The following is a 17,527-nucleotide window of genomic DNA, read 5'->3' as shown; positions in this document are numbered from 1 at the left end:
CGTCGTCGGTGGGCAGCAGGTCCCGGCAGAGAGGGGAATGACGGCGCGGGGTGGGGGCAGGTGTCATGAAGTCTCGCCCTCGGTGAACGCTATGTCGTGAGAGTGTGGCGGGGCATACGCTGACAGCATGGCTTACGCAACAATCAACCCTGCAACGGGTGAGACCCTCAAGAAGTTCGACACCGCCACGGATCAGGAGATCAAGGACGCCGTCCAGCGTTCCGCCAAGGAGTACTCCTCCTGGCGCAACGTCCCGGTGGCCGAGCGCGCACAGCTGATGCACAAGATGGCGGAGCTGTACCGCGAGCGTCAGGACGAGCTCGCCGCGATCCTCACGGAGGAGATGGGCAAGCCGGCCGCGCAGGCCGTGGGCGAGGTCCAGATCGTCGCCGCGATCTACGACTACTACGCGGACAACGCGGAGGAGTTCATGAAGGGCCGCAGCCTGACCCCCTCCACCGGGGGAGAGGCCCGTGTGGTCCTGGACTCCACGGGTGTCCTGCTGGGCATCATGCCGTGGAACTTCCCGTACTACCAGGTGGCCCGTTTCGCGGCCCCCAACGTGATGCTGGGCAACACCATCCTGCTCAAGCACGCCGGTAACGTCCCGCAGTCCGCGCTGGTGCAGGAAGAGCTGTTCCACGAGGCGGGCTTCCCCGAGGACGTCTACATCAACGTGTTCGCGTCCAGCGACCAGATCGCGGAGATCATCATCCCGGACCCCGCCGTCCAGGGTGTGTCCCTCACGGGCTCCGAGCGTGCGGGTGCCTCCGTGGCCGCGACCGCCGGCAAGAACCTGAAGAAGGTTGTGCTGGAGTTGGGCGGTTCGGACCCCTTCATCGTGCTCGACGATAAGAACGTGGAACGCACCGTTAAGCAGGCCGTGAATGGGCGCATGAACAACAACGGCCAGGCGTGCACCAACGCCAAGCGGTTCATCGTGCTCGAGGACGCGTACGAGACCTTCGTGGAGAACTTCGCGGAGGCCGTGCAGGGGATCACCCCGAGCGATCCCACGGACGAGAAGACCTTCCTGGGCCCGCTGTGCACCGTGTCCGCGCGTGACGAGATCATGGAGCAGGTCCAGGACGCCGTGGACAAGGGTGCCACGGTGCTGGCCGGCGGCAAGAAGCTGGACAAGCCCGGTGCTTGGATGGAGGCCACGCTGCTCGCGGACGTGACCCCCGAGATGCGCGCCTACGCCGAGGAGATCTTCGGCCCGGTAGCCGTGGTCTACAAGGTCAAGGACGTGGACGAGGCCATCGAGCTGGCCAACTCCTCCTCGTTCGGTCTGGGCGGTTCCGTGTTCGGCGCCGACGAGGCCGAGGCCCTGGAGGTCGCCAAGCGTGTGGACTCCGGCATGGTGTTCGTCAACGAGGTCACCGGCACCGCTCCGGACCTGCCCTTCGGCGGCGTCAAGCGCTCCGGTGTGGGCCGTGAGCTCGGCCCGTTCGGCATCGAGGAGTTCGCCAACAAGAAGCTGCTGCATACCCCCAAGAAGTAATTCCCGCGCGGCCGGGTTCCACATCCGGGACCCGGCCCTGTACGACGACGTCGCCCCCGCACCGAGAAGGTGCGGGGGCGACGTCGTACCGGGAGAAGGCGGACCCTAGTGCCGCAGGTCCTTTTGGCCTTGGTCTCGGGCGGAATGGAGGCGACCACGGTGGAGACCACCAGCAGCAGGCCCATGTGCAGCGAGAACCTGCCCGCCGAGTACTGCGTGTTGATCCAGTTCTGCAGGTACGGGGCGGGGCCGCCGAAGATGGCCACGGCTACCGCGTACGGGAAGGCCACGCCCACGGTGCGTACGCTCGTGGCGGGCAGGAACAGGGAGAGGAACATCTGGCCCACCATGGCGTTGAGCGGGAAGAACAGCAGCAGCGGCACCAGATTGCCGATGATCAGCGACGGACGCCGGCCCCAGATGTCGGAGAGCTTGCCCCACAACGGCAGGGAATGATCAGGACCACGTTGGCCAACAGGCTCGCCTGCAGGGCGGTGGCCTGGGGGTTGAAGATCTCACGCGCGCAGTAGATGGAGAACGTTGCGTAGCTGCTCCAGTCATACCACTCGAGTGCGTTGCCGATACCGGTGTTCATGAGTGTTTTCCTGGAGGAGACCGCCGGGCCGCCGGGGTTGGTCTCGGTGGCTATCTCAGAGGAAGCAGCGGAAGTAGACATGTCGTGCATCCTGAGAGGTGAGGGCGGGTCAGATCAGCCCTGTCAAGTCGTCACTGTGGGCAACAGTCATGCAGCGTGCTAGCAACTCTGCATGATGTGATACAAATAACCAACTGTGTGACATAAATTTCTACAATTTTGGGTCGCTTTAATCGATCTTATTTCAACTCGGGTGTCCGGACGTCTCGGTTACGACTTGGCACCGGACGGTCCTCGCACTCATCATGGGGCGTTGGGAGCCGCGGTCGGGCCCGGGAGTACGTCCGTCCCACGGGTCGCATGCCGCCACCTCGGGACGGCTGAGCGGCACCGCCCGCGCCGCCACCCCGGCGCCACCCGTGCCACGAGCCCAGGAAACAGAGGACCCATGCTGAGCAACGGCCACATCAAGAGCGAGCTCTCCCCCCAGGATCAGGAACTGATCAGTTTGCTGCAGTGGGCGCCGCGCATCACGTGGGGGGAGGCGGCCGAGATCCTGGGCGCGCACGCCACCACGCTCGCCGGCCGGTGGGAGAAGCTGGAACGTTCGGGCATCGCGTGGATCACGGCGCAGGTCAACCTCTCGGACACCCGCAACCAGCTCAGCTTCATCGAGATCTCGTGTGATCCGGGAGGGTGGGCTCACGTGGTGGACACCTTCACCGCGATGCCCGAGGTGATCTCCGTGGAGGCGTTCGCGCCGTCCCCGGACCTGGGGTTGACCGTGCTCAGTCACGACCTGGAATCGCTGTCCCGTTTCGTGGAGGAACAGATCTCGCAGGTGCCGGGCGTGGCCAAGGTGCAGCTCATGCTCTCGTCACGCCTGCACCGCGCGGGCGACAAGTGGCGACTGGACCGGCTCAGCGACGAGCAGCGCGCCACGGCCCAGGCGTGGACCTCCGCCGAACAGGCCGCCCTGCCCACCTCAACCACCGCGCTCGGGGAGGACCAGCGCCCGGTGATCGAGGCCCTCATGCGTGACGGCCGCGCGAGCGCCGCGGAGATCGCCCGCAGCACGGGGCTGCACCCGGCTACGGCCCGGCGCTACCTGCAGAAGGTCCTGGCCTCCGGGCTATTGAGCATCCGCTGCGACCTGGTGCAGGGGCTCTTGTCCTCCCCCGTGACCGCGCAGTGGTTCATGCGTTTGAATGCTTATCGGCACGAGGACGCGGCCGAGGCACTCGCGAAGGACCCACGCACCCGCGTGGTCTCCTCCATCACGGGGCGCTCCAACATGATGGTGGTTATGTGGCTCTCCTCCGTGGGGGAGATCATCGAGGCCGAGCAGGCCATCCAGAGTCTCGTCTCGGACGTGGAGATCCAGGAATCGGTGATCTCCCTGCGCCCGCTCAAGCGCATGGGCTGGGTCCTGGAGAACGAACGTAACGCCACCAGGACCTTCGTGGCCCCGCACCTGCACCTGAGCTGAGCGCGCGTCGGTCTGCGCGGTCGCGGGGTACGACGCCGCAGGGTCGCCCGCCCGGACGACGTCGCCCGGGGACGCACGCGGGCGACGTCGCCCGTGGGACGTGCGTGAGCGTCGTCGTTGTGCCCCGCGCTGTCAGTCCGCGCGCTGGTAGCGGATCTGGGCGCCCACCACGGTGGCCTCGACCACGGTGTCCTTCACGACCTCGGCGTCCTCGGAGAAGATGTCGCGGTCCACGCTCACGAAGTCCGCGAGCATCCCCGGGGCCAGGCAGCCCTTGAGGTTCTCCTCGTAGGACGCGCGGGCCACCGCGTGGGTGTAGTAGTACACGGTCTCGGCGCGCGGGAGCCGCTCGTGGGGCTGCCACCCGCCCTCGGGCGCCCCGTCCCGGGTGCGGGTGATGGCCGCGTGGATGCCCTGGAACGGGTTGGGGTCCTCTACGGGGCCGTCGGAGCCGAACACGAGCTCGGCGCCGGCCTCGCGCAGACTGTTCCACCCGTAGGCTACGAGGTCGCGCTCGGCCAGGAAGTCGTTCATGGGGATGTCCGCCGTGCAGTGCATGGGCTGCATGGACGCGGTGACTCCCAGCTCACGGAACCGGGGGACGTCCGAGCGCTTCATGTACTGGGCGTGCTCCACGCGCTGGCGCAGGCCGAAGACCCGGGCGATCGACTGACTCTTGGCGAACGCGTCCAGCACCTCCGTGGTGGCCTGGTCGCCGATCGCGTGGACGGCCGTGGCAATCCCGGCGGACGCCGCCAGACCGATCCAGTGCTCGAGCTCGTGCGGGGACGTGACCGTCATGCCGTGGTTCTCGGTGCCCGGCCACGCCTCGGACATGTGGCACGTGTGCGAGCCCAGGGCGCCGTCCGCGAAGAGCTTGAGCGGGCCGATCGAGATCCACTCGTCCCCGGAGGCCGTGCGGATCCCGCGCCGGATGAAGTCGTGGACCTGTTCCTGGCGCAGCACCTTGTGGATGCGGATGTCCAGCTCGCCGCGTTCGCGCAGCTTCTGGTACGCGTACAGGCAGTCCGCGCCGTCGATGTCGTGGATGGATGTGATGCCCCGCTTGAGCAGCTCACGCTGACCCAGGGGCAGGTAGTCGTCGATGTTGCCGGAGACGTCCGACTGCATGAGCCCGTCCCGGATGGGGATGGCCGCGGCCTCCCGGATCACGCCGGTGAGCTCACCGTGCTCGTCCCGCACGAACTCGCCGCCGTCAGGGTCCTTGACGTTCCGGTCCAGGCCCAGCTCCTGCAGCGCCTTGGAGTTCAACCACAGGGTGTGCCAGTCCAGGGACCCCAGGGCCACAGGGATGTCCGGGGCCACGGTGTCCAACGCGTGGCGGTCCGGCAGCTCGGGGACCTCCCACGCGTTAACGTTCCACTGCCCGCCGAAGATCCACGTGGTGGACTCGTCCGCCATGCCTCGCTCCACGAACGGGCGTAGCACCTCGAGCGCGGACTCCAGGGACGTACAGTGGCGCATGTCCGGCTCGATGAGGGAGCGGGAGTACATGGCCGAGTGGATGTGGCCGTCGCCCATGCCCGGGAGCACGTGGGTGCCGCCGAGATCGGTACGTTCGGTGCCGAGCGGCGCGAGATCCTTGAGCCGCTGGTAGTCGCCCACGGCCACGATGCGGTCGTCGGAGGTCAGGATGGCGTCCGGATGGGGCATGTCGTGGGAGTGCCACTGGGCCTGGGGAGTCCATCCGGTGGCCGGATTCATGGCGTGCACCGTGGCGTTGTGGAAGAGGCGGAACATGGAACGGGCTCCTAACGGCCGGCCCCGGCGCCGACACAGTTGCGTGATGGTGCGCCGACCCCCGCGACGGCGCCCCCACGAAGCGGGGTGCAAGGATCGGGCAACCGCGGTCCTCGATCCATCAGTCTAGGTCGCAGCGGATACGGCCCGGCAGAACGACGGCGCCGGGCCACAGGATTGTTGACACCGGCGCCGTGGCGTTCGGGCGAACCGATCAGGCGTTCATGGCCTTCTTCAGGGTGATGGTGAAGATCTCCGCACCCTTGTCGATGCCCTTCATGCACAGGTCGTAGGAGTCCAGGTCATGCGGCAGGGTGACCCACGAGTAGAAGCCGCCCTCGGGGCGGGTCCAGGTCACACCGTCGGGCATGTGCTCGTCGAACGCGTTCACCAGGGCCTGTGCCCACTTGCCGTACAGCACGCGGTACTCGTCCCGCACGGAACGCCAGTCGTACTTCTCGAGGCACCCGGCGACCACTTCCTGAGCGAAGGCCGAGGGATTGAGCGCAGCGGCCTCACTCTGCAGACCCAGGATCGTGGCGAGCGAATCGGGGGCCACGGTCCAGCCCACGCGCAGACCCGGCGTGAACATCTTGGACGCCGAGCCCAGGTAGACCACGTTCTCGTCGTCCGCGCGCACGGCACGGGCAGTCTGACCCTCGAAGCCCAGCAGGCCGTAGGGGTTGTCCTCCGCGATCAGCACGTGGTGCGCGGCGCAGACCTCACAGATCCGGTCGCGGCGCTGTTGCGGCATCATGGTCCCGCCCGCGTTCTGGAAACTCGGGATGGTGTACAGGAACTTGATGCGCCGGCCTGGGACTCGAGCTCCTCGATGGTCTCCTCGAGTTCGTCCGGGGTCAGCCCTCGTGGTCGATCGCCACGTGGACGACCTCCGCCTGGGCGCCCGCGAACACGGCCACGGCGCCCGAGTAGGAAGGCGCTTCCGCGAGGATGACGTCCCCCAGATCGATCATCACTCGGGCGAGGGTGTCCAGACCGTTCTGGGAACCGGTGGTCACGAGCGCGTTCTCACGCGTGACGTTCTCGATGCCCTCGATCTTCATGAGCTCGATGAGCGGGTCCATGAGGTGGTCCGTGCCGGTGAACGTACCGTACTGCATGACCTCGTTGCCGCGGTGGCGCATCAGATCGGACGCGATGTCCGCGAGCGCGTCCAGCGGCAGGGAGCGCAGTTCGGGCATGCCCGAGGCGAACGAGATCATTCCAGGTTTCGCGGACATCGCGAAGCCCTTGCGGACCACGGACGGCTTGGCGCTGCGCACGCCCGCCGAACAGTCGTCGATGGTGAATTCCTGAGTCATGTGAACTTCCTGGAGAAAGCGTACGAAGCGCCGGTCGGTGCCCCACAGGGGCGGGGCACCGACCGGCGGCGTGCTCGTGCTCGTGGTGCTGACCGACGCGATCTCCGGCGTGAACGCCACGCTGTACGCGTGCGCCCGCTCGCTGCGCAACCTCGCGGCCCACGGTCAGGTGCGCGGCGTGTCCTTCACGCTGCCCGACGCTCCCGTGACCACCTACGGGTGCCTCGCGTTCCTGATCCTGCTGAGCCTGTACATCATGTTCGGCATGACCAACCCGCACTGGTACTACAGCCTCATCGCGGGCATCGTGATCCTCGTGGGCACCGACATCGGCTACGAGATCTCCACGCGTCACGTGGCCAAGCACGGCCTGTCCGAGCTGGGGCGCTCGCACCCGTCCGAGCACGACAAGATCGGCACCGACGTGCGCTGAGCGACGTCGCCCGCGGCACCCCGCGCCGTCGGCGCCGAACACCGCGCCCTGCCGCTATGGTGGGGGTCCGAGTGAACTGAGCAGTCGAACGACGAGGGACGCCATGGACAACGTGAACAACTTGCCGTCCGCCACAGTGGACGAGATCCCGGCGGGCGCACCCATCCTGGACGTGCGCGAACAGGACGAGTGGGATGCCGGGCACATCGACGGTGCCCAGCACCTGCCGCTGTCGCAGCTCGCGGAGCGCACGGACGAGGTCCCGCTGGACCAGGACGTCTACGTGATCTGCCGTTCCGGCGGCCGCTCGCTGCGCGCCACCGCGTACCTCGCGCAGTACGGGTACGACCCCGTCAACGTGGTGGGCGGCATGGGCGCGTGGGCGGACGCGGAGAAGCCCATCGTGTCCGAGACCGGGGAAACGGCGCGCGTTCTGTGAACGCAGCACTGTCCGGCGTGGCCTCGGGTCCTGTGGACCCGGGGCCATGCGCTCGTGAGTACGCCTTCCTGGGCCCCGAGGGCACGTTCACCGAGGCGGCACTGAGGCGGGTCCCGGGGGTCGACGACGCCGCGTGCACCCCCATGAGCTCCGTCCCGGCCGCGCTCGCGGCCGTTCGAGAGGAACGTGTGGACGCCGCCGTGGTGCCCATCGAGAACTCGGTGGAGGGCGGCGTGACCGCCACGCTCGACGACGTCTCCTTCGGTGCCGAGCTGCGGATCCTGCGCGAGATCCTGGTGCCCATCCAGTTCGTCCTCGTGGCCCCGCCGGGCGTGAGCCTGTCCGACGTCCACGCCGTGGCGACCCACAGTCACGCCTGGGCGCAGATCCGCGGCTGGGTCGAACAGAACCTCCCAGGCGTGAGCTACGTCCCCGCGTCCTCCACGGCGGCCTCGGCCATGGACATGTTGGACGGCACGGGCGGGGTGAGCACCGAGGGCCTGGGCTACGACGCCGGCGTGTGTTCCCCCGTGGTCGTGCAGCGCCACCCCGAGCTGAACGTGCTGGCCGAGGACATCGGGGACAACGAGCACGCGGTCACGCGTTTCGTGCTCGTGGCCCGCCCAGATGCACCCATGCCCGAGCCCACCGGGGCGGACAAGACGTCCCTGGTGATCCCGCTGTGGGAGGACCGTCCCGGGGCGCTGCTGGAGATCCTCGAGCAGTTCGCCACACGCGGGGTCAATCTGACCCGCATCGAGTCCCGCCCCACGGGCACCCACCTGGGCGACTACTTCTTCTCGGTGGACATCGACGGCCACATCCGGGAGGACCGGGTCTCCGAAGCCCTCATGGGTGTGCGCCGGATCTGCCCCCGCACCCGATTCCTCGGGTCCTACCCCCGCGCCGACGGGCGCGCGGTCCACGTGGCCAAGCACTACAGCGATGCCGCCTTCATCCAGGCCCGTTCGTGGGTCAACAACCTGAAAGGACATTGACGTCCATGGAGATCGAGGGCTGGAGTCAGACACTGACAGCCGGGCCGTTGCTGCTGATCGCGGCGGCGGCCATCGCAGTGCTGTTGGTGCTGATCATCACATTCCGCGTGCACGCCTTCCTCGCGCTGATCATCATCTCGGCGCTCACGGCGTTCGCCACGGGCATCCCCACCTCCCAGGTGGTGCCCGTCCTGCTCTACGGCTTCGGTAACACGCTCGCCAGCGTGGCGCTGCTCGTGGGGCTGGGAGCCATGCTGGGCCGCTTGCTCGAGACCTCGGGCGGCGCCCAGGTGCTCGCGGACCGGCTCATCCGCGCGTTCGGGGAGAAGCGCGCGCCGCTGGCCCTGGGTGTGGCCTCCCTACTGTTCGGCTTCCCCATCTTCTTCGACGCCGGTCTGGTGGTCATGCTGCCCGTGGTCTTCTCGGTCGCACGCCGACTGGGCGGCAGCGTGCTCACGTACGCGCTGCCCGCCGTGGGCGCGTTCTCCGTGATGCACGTGTTCCTGCCGCCCCACCCGGGTCCGGTCACCGCCGCCACGTTCTTCGAGGCGAACGTGGGCTACATCATCCTGGTGGGCCTGATCTGCGCGATCCCCACGTGGTACGTCTCCTCCTACCTGTTCGGCAAGTTCTCGGGGCGCCGGATCAAGCTCCCGGTCCCCGCGATCCTGGGCCAGGCCGAGGACGTCCGCAACCCTCCTGCGGTGGGCACCGTGGTGGCCATGCTGCTGCTGCCCATGCTGCTGATCTTCCTCAACACCGGGCTGGGCACGCTCGCCAAGTCCGGAGCGGTCTCCGAGGAGACCTCGTCCCAGGCGTGGTTCGAGCTGCTGCGCGCGATCGGTGAGACGCCCATCGCCCTGACGCTCACGCTCATCATCGCCGCGCTGACCATCGGCAAGGCCCGCGGGGTGAGCGGTTCCGCGATCGAGAAGACGTTCGAGTCCGCCCTGGGCCCCGTGTGCTCGGTCATCCTGATCACCGGCGCCGGCGGCATGTTCGGCGGTGTGCTGCGCACCTCCGGGATCGGCAACGCCCTCGAGGACGTGCTCGCGGACCTGGGCATCCCCCTGATCATCGCGGGCTTCCTGATCGCCGCGGTCATGCGCGTGGCGCAGGGTTCCGCCACGGTCGCGCTGACCACGGCCGCGGGTCTGATCGCCCCGGCGGTGCTGGCCGCCGACTACAACGTGGTGCAGCTCGCGGCCATGGTCGTGGCCGTGGCCGCCGGTTCCGTGGTGCTCTCCCACGTCAACGACTCCGGGTTCTGGCTCGTGGGCCGGTTCCTGGAGATGGATGTGCGCACCACGTTCAAGACCTGGACGGTGCTCGAGACCATCATTGGTGTGCTGGGCTTCGCGATCGCCGCGGCGATCTTCGGACTCGCAGGCGCGGTCTGAGCCGGCGCGGTGCGTGGCGCCTGTGCGGGGCGTGGCGCCCGTGCGGCACATGATGCCCGCGCGGCGTCGTCGGCACTGAGGCCCGCATGAACGAACGGCCCGGTCCCTCCGAGAGGAGGGACCGGGCCGTTCGCGTGCGGATCAGTCGGCCTGGGTCGGTGGCACGCGGACCTGCAGGGACTTGTGGTGCATGGTGGTCTCGAACGCCTTGATCCGCCCCAGGGGATCGCCGTCCACCTGGTACTCGATGGGTTCGTGGAACTCCACCCGGACCTTTTTGCCGCTGCGGTAGTCGATCACGGGCAGCTCGTGGCGGTGGCGGAACGCGACCTTGGCAACCATGCCCAGCCAGCCCACGAGCGAGCGCGGGGTCATCACCACGAGGTCCAGCACGCCGTCGTCGATCTTGGCCTCCGGCACCAGGACCAACCCGGCGGTGAGTTCGCCGCAGTTGCACACCATCACGGAGCGCACGAGCTTGGACTCCCAGGGGCCGTCGTCGATGCTGTAGCGCGCCCAGCGGGGCCGGTTGAACAGGTGCCGGAAGCCGGCTTCGCCGTAGGCGGCCCACCCCACGAGGTCCTTGAGGTCGTCCTTGGTGTCGGCCATGATCTGGGCGTCGAAACCCGCGCCGCCCATGACCAGGAAGCGGTGGTCCTCGGTGCGGTCGTCGTCCGTCTCGAGGTGCACGGCCACGGTGTCGATGGCCTTCTGGGACCCGAACAGCGCCACGTCCACGGAGTGGTGCGGGTCCGCGAGGTCCGCCTTGAGGTTGCGCGCCAGCAGGTTGCCGGTGCCCAGCGGCACGAGCCCCAGCGGGATGCCCCCGCCGGCCAGCGACTCGCCCACGGCACGGATGGTGCCGTCACCGCCCGCGGCGAGCACGACGTCCGCGCCCTCCTCGACGGCGCCGCGGGCCATGGAGAACCCGGGATCGTCCACTTCTGTCTCGTAGAAGACGGGATCCGCCCAACCACCCTTGCGGCACGCGATGATCACCGCGTCCCGTGCTGCGTCTGCCTGGGCCTTGATGGGGTTGATCACCACGGCCACTCGCTGGGGTTCCACTGTGTGCTGCGGCACGGGAGTCCCCTTCCTGGATTGTTCGAAAGGCGGCTGTCGGACGCGGCCAGTCTACTGGCGCGCGGGCCGGGCGCCGCCTCCACGTCGGATCGCGCACCCGCGCGTTTCGTTGGATACCCTGGACGGGTGATCGACATCAACGACCTGCGCGCCGACCCTGAGACCTACCGTGCTTCCCAGACCGCCCGGGGGGCGGACGCGGGACTGGTGGACCGCATCCTGGAGGCGGACTCCCGGCGGCGCGGGGCGATCACCGACTTCGAGTCCCTGCGCGCGGAGCAGAACGCGTTCGGCAAGAAGGTGGCCAAGGCCCAGGGTGAGGAGAAGCAGCAGTTGCTCGCCCAGGTCAAGCAGCTCGCCGCGGACGTCAAGGCCGCCCAGGCGGAGGCAGACGCCGCCGAGCTCACCCAGCAGGAGCTCGTGGCCCAGTTCCCCAACCTGATCGTGGAGGGCATCCCATCCGGCGGCGAGGACGACTTCGTCCTGTTGCGCACCGAGGGCACCCCGCGCGACTTCGAGGCCGAGGGCTTCGAACCCCGGGACCACCTGGAGCTGGGGGAGTTGCTGGACGGGATCGACATGGAACGCGGGGCCAAGGTATCCGGCTCGCGCTTCTACTTTCTCAAACGGGACGTCGCCCGCCTCGAGACGGCCCTGTTGCTCGCGGCCCAGGACCTCGCCCTGGACAACGGGTTCATCCCCATGTCCACGCCCAATCTGGTGCGCCCGGCCATCATGAACGGCACGGGATTCGACGTGGAGCACGACGACGAGATCTACCGCGTGGGCAAGGACGACCTCTACCTCGTGGGCACGTCCGAGGTCGCGCTCGCGGGCTACCACGCGGACGAGATCCTGGACCTCAGCGACGGGCCGCTGCGCTACGCCGGCTGGTCCTCGTGCTACCGCCGCGAGGCCGGTTCCGCGGGCAAGGACACCCGCGGGATCATCCGCGTGCACCAGTTCAACAAACTCGAGATGTTCGTCTACTGTCACCCCGAGGACGCCGCCGCCGAGCATGAGCGGTTGCTCGCGTGGGAGGAGCAGATGTTGCGGGCGTGTGGACTGAGCTACCGCGTGATCGACACCGCGGCCGGGGACCTCGGGACCTCCGCGGCCCGCAAGTTCGACTGCGAGGCGTGGATCCCCACCCAGGGCAAGTACCGTGAGCTGACCTCCACATCCAACTGCACCACGTACCAGGCGCGCCGGCTCAATATCCGGGAACGCCTGCCTGAGACCACGGACGCCCAGGGCAGGACCAAGAAGGGCGGGACCCGCGCGGTGGCCACGCTCAACGGGACGCTCGCCACGACCCGCTGGCTCGTGGCGATCCTCGAGACTCATCAGCAACAGGACGGTTCCGTGGTCGTCCCCGAGATCTTGCGCCCGTACCTGCGCGGCCAGGAGGTCCTGCGCCCGGTCGAGTGACGCACATCCCCCGGGAACTTCACGCTCCCGTCACCGGGCGGTCCATCGCAAGACATGCATCGATGGTGATGTGACACCATGACTGTCATGACTGATATCCAGGCCGGCATCGATGACCGGCACACCGAGGAGAAGGCGCAGAGTGCTGCAGCGGCGTTCGCGCCCATGAAAATGCAGACCCCCCGTTCGAGTTCCTGGACCAGGGAAGAGGGCGTCCGGTACCTCGTGGCGCTGGACGTGGACGGGACCCTCGTGGACCACGACGGCCACATGTCCCGCGGCGTGAAGGACACCCTGCGCGCCGTCGTGGGCGCCGGCCACCACGTGGTGATCGCCACGGGCCGTTCCAAAGGCGCCGCGCTGCCCGTGATCCGCCAGGGCCACATCCACTCCGGGTTCGCGGTGTGCTCCAACGGGGGCGTGACCCTGCGATTGGACCCGCAGCTCGAGCAGCGCTACGAGATCACCGACCGCGTGAGCTTCGACCCCTCCAACGCGCTGCGGGCGCTGTCCAGCAAGCTGCCCACCGCCAAGTTCGCCCTCGAGGGCGTGGATGGGCAGTTCTACTCGACCGAACGCTTCCAGGACTCGTCCTTCGGGATCGAGGCCGTGGGCGTGGACCTTCAGGAGCTCTCCGAGATGCCCGCGGTGCGGCTCGTGGTCTACAGCGCCACGGACGCCCCCGGGGACTTCGCCCAGGCCATCGAGCAGGCCGGTCTGCACGGCGTCGCCTACTCCGTGGGCTGGTCCTCGTGGCTCGACGTCGCCGCGAACGGCGTCTCCAAGGCCAGCGCTTTGGAGCAGATCCGCAAGCAGCTGGACGTGGACCCCGCGCACACCGTGGCCATGGGGGACGGGCGTAACGACATCGAGATGCTGCAATGGGCCGCGCGCGGTGTGGCCATGGGTCAGGCTCCGGACGAGGTCGAGCAGGTCGCCCGCGAGGTCACCGGCAGCGTGTACGACGACGGCGCCGCGGCCATCCTGCGCACGCTGCTCTGAGCGGGACGTCCGGTTCGGGAAATGCGCGGCGTCGTGGCCGGGTTGCCCGGTGCGGAACTGCGATACTGGAACCGTGTTCGTCCTGACCCTGACCCAGCGTGTGGCGGACGCGTCCCGCCCCGATCCCGCCATGGACCACGAACTGTGTCGGCGCCTGCGTGACGTGCCCGCGCGCGCCCCGTTCCAACCCATGGCGCCGGGTGAGGTGCGCGGTCTGACCGAGGACGCCCACGCCGCGGTCGCGGCGGCCATGATCGCCGTGCGCGAGGACCGCTATGCGGTGGGCATCGGCGTGGGGGACGTGTTCCTCACGCGCGTGGACCACGAGGACGGCCGCGTGGCCGTGACCGCCGAGGGGCCGGGCATGAACCACGGTCACCTCGCCGCGCAACCGGGCCGTGACACCGAGCGGGCGGCCGTGCGGGTCAGCGCGGTGGACGCGACGGCCGCGGAGCAGGCCCAGGCGGTGCTCAAGCTCGTGGGCCGGATCGTGAGCGAGCGCAGCGAGGCCGAGTGGCGCGTGGTAGACCTGCTGGTCCCCGGAGCCAGAGGTCAGCAGAAGACCGTGGCCCAGCAGCTCGGGATCACACCCCAAGCGGTGTCCAAGGCCGTGGTGCGCTCCCTGTGGAACGAGGAGTGGCAGGCCCGTCCGGCGGCCGCGACGCTGTTGCGCCTGTGCGAGTGAGCCCTGGGCCAATGGGTACCCGCGCTATGGGCGTCCGAGGCGGTGCCCGGTCGGGGAACGGCGGCCGGGTCAGCGGTCGAACACGTCGATGCCCGCTCGCGTGAGCGGGTGGCTGCGGCGTCACCACCACGTGTCCACGGCATAACCCGCGCTCGCGAGGTCCGCTTCCAGGATGGGCAGGCACGGGGACGGCAGCCGCAGTGACCCGGCGATGTCCCGGGCGTCGAAGTACCCGGTGAGCCACGTGAAGGCGGGGTGGTCGGTGGCGAGCGCTTCGCAGCGCGCCATGATGTCCGCGACGTCCGCCTCGGGGGCGAAGACCCAGAAGGACTCGAGGTCCGTGAGCTGGAACAGCCCCACGCCGGTGCCTCCGGGCTCCGGGCGGGCGGGATCACCGGGCCGGTCAGAGGGGTCGCGGGGGACCGCGGGTTCCCCGGAACCCCACGCCCGCGCGGGACTGCGTACCCACCCGCCCGACGCCGCGGGGCCGAGTGCCGGAGCCAGGGGATCGAGTTCCCATCGCGGGGCGCGCACGAGCCAGTCCGGTGCGCTGGGCGGGAACAACGGTCCCCCCGGGGGATCGGGCCAGCGGTCCTGCCACGTGGCCCAGCTGCCCTTGTCCACCCGGTCCCAGAAGGCGTCCGCCCCGAGGTCCACGGAGACTTCCGTGACCGTGCTACGCACGTGCATCCAGTGTTCGGGTGCCGGGTCACCGGGATCCTGCTGGGATTCCGAGGTGTAGGGGCGCGGGACGATGTCCGGGTGCAAGGACGGCTCGGGTGCCGGATCGGTTCCGGCCGCCGACAGCAGCGTGCGCACCTGACCCATGAGGTGCTCGGGGCCCAGGACCTGCGTGGACTCGGTGCCGTGGAAGACGTAGACGTGCCCGTGTTCACGTGCGTGCGGATCGAACACGGGTACCACCTTTCCGAAGCGCAGGGGACCACCGGGTTCTCGCGGCCGCGTCCCGCAGGATCATCCCACCACGGCCCGCCGACAGGCATAAGCGCCCGCGGTTCCGAGGGGCGCGGGATGCGGAGTCACCGGGCGTGGGAGTCACCGGGCGTGACCGTCACCGAGCCGGTGTGCACGGGTGAGGTCCCCGTGCTCGGTGCGCACACCGACCACGGGGACCCCAGGTGGAGGGGGACGGACTCAGTCGTCCTGCTCGGCCTCCGCGGCGCTGTCGTAGTGGGACTGCTCGAAGCGCTGCTGGGCCTCCACGATGAGCCGCTCCGCGGCCTCCTTGCCGTCCCAGCCCTCGCCCTTGACCCACTTGTTGGGCTCCAGGTCCTTGTAGCGCTCGAAGAAGTGCTGGATCTCCTTCTGCTTGAACTCGTTGACGTCCTCGAGACCCTGGATCTCGTCGTAGCGCTTGTCCGTGGACACGCACAGGATCTTGGCGTCCCCGCCGGCCTCGTCCGTCATGTTGAACACGGCGATGGGCCGGGCCTCCACGATCACACCGGGGACCACGTCCACGTCCAGGATGACCATGGCGTCCAGCGGGTCGCCGTCCTCGCCCAGGGTGTTCTCGAAGTAGCCGTAGTGCGTGGGGTACTGCATGGAGGTGAAGAGTACGCGGTCCAGGCGGAGTCGACCGGTCTCGTGGTCGATCTCGTACTTCACGCGGGAATACCGCGGGATCTCGATGGTGACGTCAAGCTCCATGGTGAAACTCCTCGGGTCGTAGTGCTGTGTGCCGGGCGGTTCGCGCACCCGGGCACCGCGCGGGACAGCGCCGAGCCGCCGCGCGTTCGATCGGATGCTCCCACGATACCGGCCGTGGCCGCGCCGTAGGGCAGCGCCCGCCCGCAGCGGTCCGGTGTTCGGCGTACGACGGCGCTCGGTGCGTTGTCCGTGTCGGGCGGGTACGGGAGAATGAGGGCCATGCCCGCACCCCCACCGAGTACCTCCGTGCGTCGCCGCTCCTGGCCCCTCGCGTGTGCACTGCTCGCGCTCGCGGTGCTCGTCGCGGCAACATTCGCCGTGCCCGCGGTCGTCGCGGAGCTACGGCCGGCATGGCAGCACGCGCAGGACGCGGACGACGCCGCGGCGTCGCCCGATCCCGCTGCGGCCGGTCTGGCGGCAGCGTCCGGGACGGTGGATGCCGAGGGCGTGGCGGAGGCCCTGGACGCGGGTCTGACCGGGGCCCCGGGAACCGTGGCAGCCGCCGTGGCGGTGGCGGGGGAGGACACCGTGGTCGCGGGGCGGTCGCCGGAGCGGCCCATGGTGCCGGCGTCGAACCAGAAGGTGCTGACCGCCCTGGCGCTGGCCGCGACCGTGGACCCGTACGAACGACTGGAGACCACCGTGGTCCGGGGGGATCAGCCGCGGAAACTCGTCCTGGTGGCCGGTGGTGACACCCTGCTCGCTCCGGGCGAGGGGCGGGCGGATGCGGTCAACGGTCATGCGGGACTGGGGACGCTCGCGGAACGCACCGCGCAGGCCCTGCGACAGGACGGTCCCGATGCCGCGGCCTCCGGGCAGTGGACCGTGGAACTGGACACGGACCTGTTCGCCGGACCGGAGCTGAACCCCGCGTGGGAGGGGGAGGACATCGCCGCCGGGGAGATCACCCGTGTGGCGCCCGTGGCCCTGTATTCCCACCGGGTGCCCACCGCGGACGGCGCGGACCCGGGCTCCCGCGGCGAACGGCCCCAGGACCCCGCGGCCGCGGTCACGCGAGAATTCGCGCGCCAGCTCGAACAGCGCCTGGGCGCAGGGGCGAGCGTCACCGTGGGAGGTGCCGCGAGTGCCCCGGAGGACGCCGTGGGGCTCGCGCGCGTGGCATCCGCGCCCGTGTCCGAACAGAGTGCCTATATGCTCGCGCACTCGGACAATTCCCTCGCCGAGAGCCTCGCGCGGGTCGCCGCGGTGGCCTCCGGACGTGAGGGCAGCGTGACGGGTGTGCAGGAGCTGATCCCGGCCGCCCTGGCCGAGCACGGGATCGACACCGAGGGCCTGCGGGCCGCGGACGCGAGCGGGATGGCGCAGCAGGACAGGGTCAGCGCCACCACACTCGCCCGCGCGGTGGACACCCTGGTCACGGATCCCCGCTACGGTCCGTACGGCCGGGGGCTGCCACTGGCGGGAGCCCAGGGAACGCTCTCGGAGCGCTTCGACGACCCGGCGGAGGCCGCGGCGCGCGGTGTCACCCGGGCCAAGACCGGGACCCTGCTGGACGTCGTGGCGCTGTCCGGGTACGTGCAACGCGCCGACGGCAGCGTGCTCGTGTACTCCCTGGTGCTCAACGGGGTCAGCGGGGACACCACCCGGGCCAAGGACACCGTGGATCGCACGGTGGCCGCGCTCGCGAGATCTGCGTGAGCCGACCACTCGCGGAACGCGCCGTGCCCCGGGAGTTTCCAGCCTCCGCCCATTC

The 17,527-nt window shown here is 69.3% G+C and carries 17 protein-coding genes; 11 read left to right on the top strand and 6 right to left on the bottom strand.

Features of this window, described 5'->3' with window-relative positions:
• Positions 1-127: 127 nt before the first annotated feature.
• From RF646_RS11390 to RF646_RS11380, 3 genes are all read left to right on the top strand, one after another.
• Positions 128-1,504 (top strand): NAD-dependent succinate-semialdehyde dehydrogenase, encoded by a 1,377-nt coding sequence (locus tag RF646_RS11390; protein ID WP_239318693.1) that lies wholly within the window; start codon positions 128-130, stop codon positions 1,502-1,504.
• Between the two features lie 159 nt (positions 1,505-1,663).
• Positions 1,664-1,960: a hypothetical protein gene (locus tag RF646_RS11385; RefSeq protein WP_368836011.1), complete on the top strand. Its 297-nt coding sequence runs from the start codon at positions 1,664-1,666 to the stop codon at positions 1,958-1,960.
• A gap of 587 nt (positions 1,961-2,547) precedes the next feature.
• Positions 2,548-3,588, top strand: a complete 1,041-nt coding sequence (locus RF646_RS11380; protein ID WP_368836010.1) for an Lrp/AsnC family transcriptional regulator — start codon at positions 2,548-2,550, stop codon at positions 3,586-3,588.
• 132 nt (positions 3,589-3,720) lie between these two features.
• Here RF646_RS11380 and RF646_RS11375 read toward each other — a convergent pair whose 3' ends face one another.
• From RF646_RS11375 to RF646_RS11365, 3 genes are all read right to left on the bottom strand, one after another.
• Entirely contained in the window at positions 3,721-5,349 is a 1,629-nt protein-coding gene (locus RF646_RS11375) for an amidohydrolase (RefSeq protein ID WP_368836009.1), read from the bottom strand.
• 214 nt (positions 5,350-5,563) lie between these two features.
• Positions 5,564-6,106, bottom strand: coding sequence for an aminotransferase class I/II-fold pyridoxal phosphate-dependent enzyme (locus RF646_RS11370; protein ID WP_368836008.1), 543 nt, complete (start codon positions 6,104-6,106; stop codon positions 5,564-5,566).
• Positions 6,107-6,206: 100 nt separating this feature from the next.
• Positions 6,207-6,671: an aminotransferase class I/II-fold pyridoxal phosphate-dependent enzyme gene (locus RF646_RS11365; protein WP_368836007.1), complete on the bottom strand. Its 465-nt coding sequence runs from the start codon at positions 6,669-6,671 to the stop codon at positions 6,207-6,209.
• Between the two features lie 37 nt (positions 6,672-6,708).
• On the opposite strand from RF646_RS11365, the gene RF646_RS11360 reads away from it, so the two are divergent.
• From RF646_RS11360 to RF646_RS11345, 4 genes are all read left to right on the top strand, one after another.
• Entirely contained in the window at positions 6,709-7,104 is a 396-nt protein-coding gene (locus RF646_RS11360) for a hypothetical protein (RefSeq protein ID WP_368836006.1), read from the top strand.
• 103 nt (positions 7,105-7,207) lie between these two features.
• A complete protein-coding gene (locus RF646_RS11355) occupies positions 7,208-7,543 on the top strand; it encodes a rhodanese-like domain-containing protein (RefSeq protein ID WP_064847362.1) in 336 nt (111 codons plus the stop codon).
• Positions 7,540-8,541 (top strand): prephenate dehydratase, encoded by a 1,002-nt coding sequence (gene pheA, locus RF646_RS11350; protein WP_368836005.1) that lies wholly within the window; start codon positions 7,540-7,542, stop codon positions 8,539-8,541. Before RF646_RS11355 ends, pheA begins: the two co-directional genes overlap by 4 nt.
• Positions 8,542-8,546: 5 nt before the next feature.
• On the top strand, positions 8,547-9,941 hold the full coding sequence (locus tag RF646_RS11345; RefSeq protein ID WP_085108063.1) for a GntP family permease: 1,395 nt from the start codon (positions 8,547-8,549) through the stop codon (positions 9,939-9,941).
• A gap of 141 nt (positions 9,942-10,082) precedes the next feature.
• On the opposite strand, the gene RF646_RS11340 is transcribed toward RF646_RS11345, so the two are convergent.
• Positions 10,083-11,024, bottom strand: a complete 942-nt coding sequence (locus RF646_RS11340; protein WP_368836004.1) for a diacylglycerol kinase family protein — start codon at positions 11,022-11,024, stop codon at positions 10,083-10,085.
• Positions 11,025-11,150: 126 nt separating this feature from the next.
• Between RF646_RS11340 and serS the strand changes: the two genes are divergently transcribed.
• The 3 genes from serS to RF646_RS11325 all read left to right on the top strand — a co-directional run bounded on the left by serS (position 11,151) and on the right by RF646_RS11325 (position 14,142).
• On the top strand, positions 11,151-12,455 hold the full coding sequence (gene serS / locus RF646_RS11335; RefSeq protein ID WP_368836003.1) for a serine--tRNA ligase: 1,305 nt from the start codon (positions 11,151-11,153) through the stop codon (positions 12,453-12,455).
• Between the two features lie 87 nt (positions 12,456-12,542).
• Positions 12,543-13,457: an HAD family hydrolase gene (locus RF646_RS11330; protein ID WP_085108071.1), complete on the top strand. Its 915-nt coding sequence runs from the start codon at positions 12,543-12,545 to the stop codon at positions 13,455-13,457.
• Between the two features lie 73 nt (positions 13,458-13,530).
• Positions 13,531-14,142 carry a hypothetical protein gene (locus RF646_RS11325; protein WP_064847367.1) on the top strand — a complete coding sequence of 204 codons (612 nt, stop codon included), beginning with the start codon at positions 13,531-13,533 and terminating at the stop codon, positions 14,140-14,142.
• A 120-nt stretch (positions 14,143-14,262) separates the two neighbouring features.
• On the opposite strand, the gene RF646_RS11320 is transcribed toward RF646_RS11325, so the two are convergent.
• Entirely contained in the window at positions 14,263-15,057 is a 795-nt protein-coding gene (locus RF646_RS11320) for a hypothetical protein (protein ID WP_231885649.1), read from the bottom strand.
• Positions 15,058-15,297: 240 nt separating this feature from the next.
• Positions 15,298-15,813: an inorganic diphosphatase gene (locus tag RF646_RS11315; protein ID WP_035959224.1), complete on the bottom strand. Its 516-nt coding sequence runs from the start codon at positions 15,811-15,813 to the stop codon at positions 15,298-15,300.
• A gap of 219 nt (positions 15,814-16,032) precedes the next feature.
• Here RF646_RS11315 and dacB point away from each other — a divergent pair, with 219 nt between their 5' ends.
• Positions 16,033-17,472, top strand: coding sequence for a D-alanyl-D-alanine carboxypeptidase/D-alanyl-D-alanine-endopeptidase (dacB, locus tag RF646_RS11310; RefSeq protein WP_368836002.1), 1,440 nt, complete (start codon positions 16,033-16,035; stop codon positions 17,470-17,472).
• Positions 17,473-17,527 lie beyond the last annotated feature (55 nt).

Origin of the sequence: Kocuria sp. CPCC 205261, assembly GCF_040981025.1 — a bacterium.
GTDB classification, from domain to species: Bacteria; Actinomycetota; Actinomycetes; order Actinomycetales; family Micrococcaceae; genus Kocuria; species Kocuria marina.
The sequence above is the reverse complement of the archived record's forward strand: the minus strand, read 5'-3'. Positions and strand labels throughout refer to the sequence as shown.

Excerpts from the sequence above, each read along its gene's own strand:
- RF646_RS11345 (WP_085108063.1), top strand. The coding sequence starts at position 8,547 with ATGGAGATCGAGGGCTGGAGTCAGACACTGACAGCCGGGCCGTTGCTG.
- RF646_RS11375 (WP_368836009.1), bottom strand. The coding sequence starts at position 5,349 with ATGTTCCGCCTCTTCCACAACGCCACGGTGCACGCCATGAATCCGGCC.
- RF646_RS11355 (WP_064847362.1), top strand. The coding sequence starts at position 7,208 with ATGGACAACGTGAACAACTTGCCGTCCGCCACAGTGGACGAGATCCCG.
- RF646_RS11390 (WP_239318693.1), top strand. The coding sequence starts at position 128 with ATGGCTTACGCAACAATCAACCCTGCAACGGGTGAGACCCTCAAGAAG.
- RF646_RS11330 (WP_085108071.1), top strand. The coding sequence starts at position 12,543 with ATGACTGATATCCAGGCCGGCATCGATGACCGGCACACCGAGGAGAAG.
- RF646_RS11365 (WP_368836007.1), bottom strand. The coding sequence starts at position 6,671 with ATGACTCAGGAATTCACCATCGACGACTGTTCGGCGGGCGTGCGCAGC.
- RF646_RS11380 (WP_368836010.1), top strand. The coding sequence starts at position 2,548 with ATGCTGAGCAACGGCCACATCAAGAGCGAGCTCTCCCCCCAGGATCAG.
- dacB (WP_368836002.1), top strand. The coding sequence starts at position 16,033 with ATGCCCGCACCCCCACCGAGTACCTCCGTGCGTCGCCGCTCCTGGCCC.
- RF646_RS11370 (WP_368836008.1), bottom strand. The coding sequence starts at position 6,106 with ATGATGCCGCAACAGCGCCGCGACCGGATCTGTGAGGTCTGCGCCGCG.
- RF646_RS11315 (WP_035959224.1), bottom strand. The coding sequence starts at position 15,813 with ATGGAGCTTGACGTCACCATCGAGATCCCGCGGTATTCCCGCGTGAAG.